This window comes from Okeania sp. SIO2C2 (genome assembly GCF_010692625.1).
Classification (GTDB): domain Bacteria; phylum Cyanobacteriota; class Cyanobacteriia; order Cyanobacteriales; family Microcoleaceae; genus Okeania; species Okeania hirsuta.
Genome location: NZ_JAAHGM010000141.1, coordinates 1 through 2917, shown reverse-complemented (window position 1 = coordinate 2917; position 2917 = coordinate 1). Strand labels below are relative to the sequence as shown.

Genomic DNA, 2917 nt, shown 5'->3' with positions numbered 1-2917 from the left:
TATAAAAAAACTTTCTCCTTCAACTCCAGTTGTTCTTCTTTCTTCCCTCTTTCCTCCTGACTCCTGAGGACTGACTCCTGAGGACTCCCTAGTTATTTATTTATCACTGTTTAACCGGACATGATATTAGAGCACAATTTCTTGGTAAATCTATAATCAAGAGAGGTAATTTAAGTTATCAGTTATCAGTTAGCCTCATAAGGTTGAAGCTACGGACTTCAGTTAACCTCATAAGGTCGGAACTTCAGACTTCAGTACCTCTTGCAATAAGGAGACTTGATATAAGGAATATTATCTTTACTCTTGGTCGATTTGATATGGCGCAGGTTTCCTCGCCATCCCATTCTTAGGGAAGCTCCGAAGATAGACCGCTTTTTATACCCTTAAAAAGGGAGGCTTTAGACCACAATTTTTCGGTAAATATATAGCAGTAATAATTTTAAAAGTTTCCCCGAGCAAGTTTACATAACTAATATTTCTGTATTCCATAACCTTATAAAATTAACAATTAAGTGTTAGGAAAGTATTCGGCTATCATCCCTAAAATTTATAACTAAATCAAGCAGGAATTAGTATTAATATTTTGAATTACAATTCACAGTCAAACTTAGAAAATATTCGCCAACTTTAACTATTCAACTAATGTGGATTTGAATTCACAAAACATACTGAATGCTGACAGAAATAGGAAACAAAATAGTTGAGTTTTCAGTCACAAGTAACTTGTAAGGATAGAGGGGGACATTCATTGCCAAAATTCAATGCAAAATATGAAAAAAATGCCATCCTAAAATTTAGAACATTTTTGCGTTGTTCTATAAGTAGGTAGGTACGAATAAACCTCATTATGTAACGAAGTCAAAACCATTGAAATTGCTTCCTTCCACTCCGTTCCAGTCGCAATGACCTACTTGTAAATTTTCCCACCTACCTACTTAAACCTGACTTTACTCAACAATCAAATTATTAGTAACATAGGAGTATCCAAAGTATGGCCAATATATCAGGAGATAACAACGATAACCTCTTAATAGGTTCTCCAGAACCTGACCTAATGGAAGGGTTTGGTGGAAATGATACCATTTTTGGTGAAGCAGGAGATGATACTCAAGATGGTGGAGAAGGAGAAGATGAAGTTATTGGTGGCATTGGATCGGACTCTTTAATTGGTGGTGAAGATAATGATTTATTACAAGGAGAAGATGGCCGCGACTCAGCATTAGGCGGTCTTGGAGATGATAGTATTGAAGGTGGTCCGGGAAATGATTTTTTAGCAGGAGAAGACGGCAACGACTCGTTATTTGGACAGACTGGAGATGACTCCGTAATTGGTAATGAAGGAATTGATTTAGTTACTGGAGGAGATGGTAACGATACATTAAGAGGTAGTCAAGGTAATGATAGTCTCTTTGGAAATATTGACGATGACGCAATATTTGGAGATAGTGGAGATGATATTGGAAATGGCAGTATAGGAAATGATTCTCTTTTTGGTGGTGACGGTAATGACTCTCTAGATGGAGGTAGTGGTAATGATACTCTATTTGGAGAAGCAGGTGATGATACTCTATTTGGAGTTAATGGCAGTGATTTTATTAACGGCAATAGAGGTAACGACCAAGTTTTTGGTGGAGACAATTTGGACAATCTTCGCGGTGGAAAGGGTAATGATACAATTTTTGGAGAACAAGAAAACGACTCCCTCTTTGGTGACGCGAATAATGACTTAGTTATTGGTGGTATTGGTGACGATACATTATTTGGTGGAAAGGATAATGATACACTTCAAGGTAGTGATGGTAATGACTCCTTGTTAGGCGATCGAGGCAACGATATATTATTTGGAGATGCTGGAGAAGATACCTTAACCGGGGGCGAAGGTTCCGATATATTTGTGTTACCTGGAGAATTAGGTAATATTGATGTGATTAATGATTTTAGTCCTTTGGAAGATTTCTTGGCCTTAGATGGTGACTTAACTTTTGGCGATTTAACTTTTGAACAGGGAACTGGTTTAAATTTCCGAGATACATTAATTACTATTGATAATGGTAGATTATTAGCAGTATTAGTCAACGTTCCAGCTTCAATAATTACAGAAGAAGACTTTACAGATGTTACTCAAGCTTTACCTGAATCTACATCAGACCAAGAAATTTTATAAATCTTCATCAGACCAATTTTCTAAAATAGAGCGTAGTCTTAATCGGGGAATATAAGGCCAACCTCCCTTTGCTTCAATATCTTTAAGTAAATTGTAGAGTGCTTGACGATTATCTGGTAATACTTGTTGAAATAAACCTTCTCTGAGTTCTTGATGTAAACCTTCCAGAGTTCGTAGTATAGCCAACATTGCCATTGGATCGTCGTGATGATTTTTTGCTAAAGCTCTTAGTGAATGTGTCAATGATTGTAAATCATTGTGTAATTGTGTTGACTGATTGTCTGTATTTGTATCCATAATTATCAATTAATATCAAAAAATTATTTTAATCAGTTTTTACCTATTCATATAAATACCAGGCTCTAAATCAATTTGTCCTCGTATGGATAATTCAAAAATATCTTGCTTTTTCTAGATATTAATTTGATTTGAAATTAGTTACAGCGATATTCTACCTTAAGCATATTTACTTATGCAATTTTAATTTACCGAAAAGCAACGTTGAAGGCCCCTGTGTTAAAACACAGGGGATGAAAACGAGTGAGTTGTTTAGACTAGACAACCAAAGTGGTCCTGTGCTATTATTACCCACAATAAAATTTCCAATCCCCGTTTCAAATGTACTCTTGTCAGCAAGTTTTAGTAGGTAAAAATCCCGAATTAATTGCTATTTTAACATTCTTATGTGAACAGTCTCACAAGCTCACTAACATGGGAATATATTATGGTCGGCAATTATTTTTTAAGTCTCAC

The 2917-nt window shown here is 35.7% G+C and carries 2 protein-coding genes; one reads left to right on the top strand and one right to left on the bottom strand.

All coding sequences use genetic code 11. The features are described from left to right. The first annotated feature begins 991 nt into the window (after positions 1-991). Positions 992-2164, top strand: coding sequence for a calcium-binding protein (locus F6K18_RS35870; RefSeq protein ID WP_287528119.1), 1173 nt, complete (start codon positions 992-994; stop codon positions 2162-2164). Here F6K18_RS35870 and F6K18_RS35865 read toward each other — a convergent pair. Beyond that, positions 2159-2461, bottom strand: coding sequence for a hypothetical protein (locus F6K18_RS35865; protein ID WP_287528115.1), 303 nt, complete (start codon positions 2459-2461; stop codon positions 2159-2161). The two genes, F6K18_RS35870 and F6K18_RS35865, sit on opposite strands and share 6 nt — an antisense overlap. Between the last annotated feature and the right edge of the window lie 456 nt (positions 2462-2917).

What these genes read in the sequence shown, in the direction of transcription:
- F6K18_RS35870 (WP_287528119.1), top strand. Translation starts at nt 992, where the DNA reads ATGGCCAATATATCAGGAGATAACAACGATAACCTCTTAATAGGTTCT.
- F6K18_RS35865 (WP_287528115.1), bottom strand. Translation starts at nt 2,461, where the DNA reads ATGGATACAAATACAGACAATCAGTCAACACAATTACACAATGATTTA.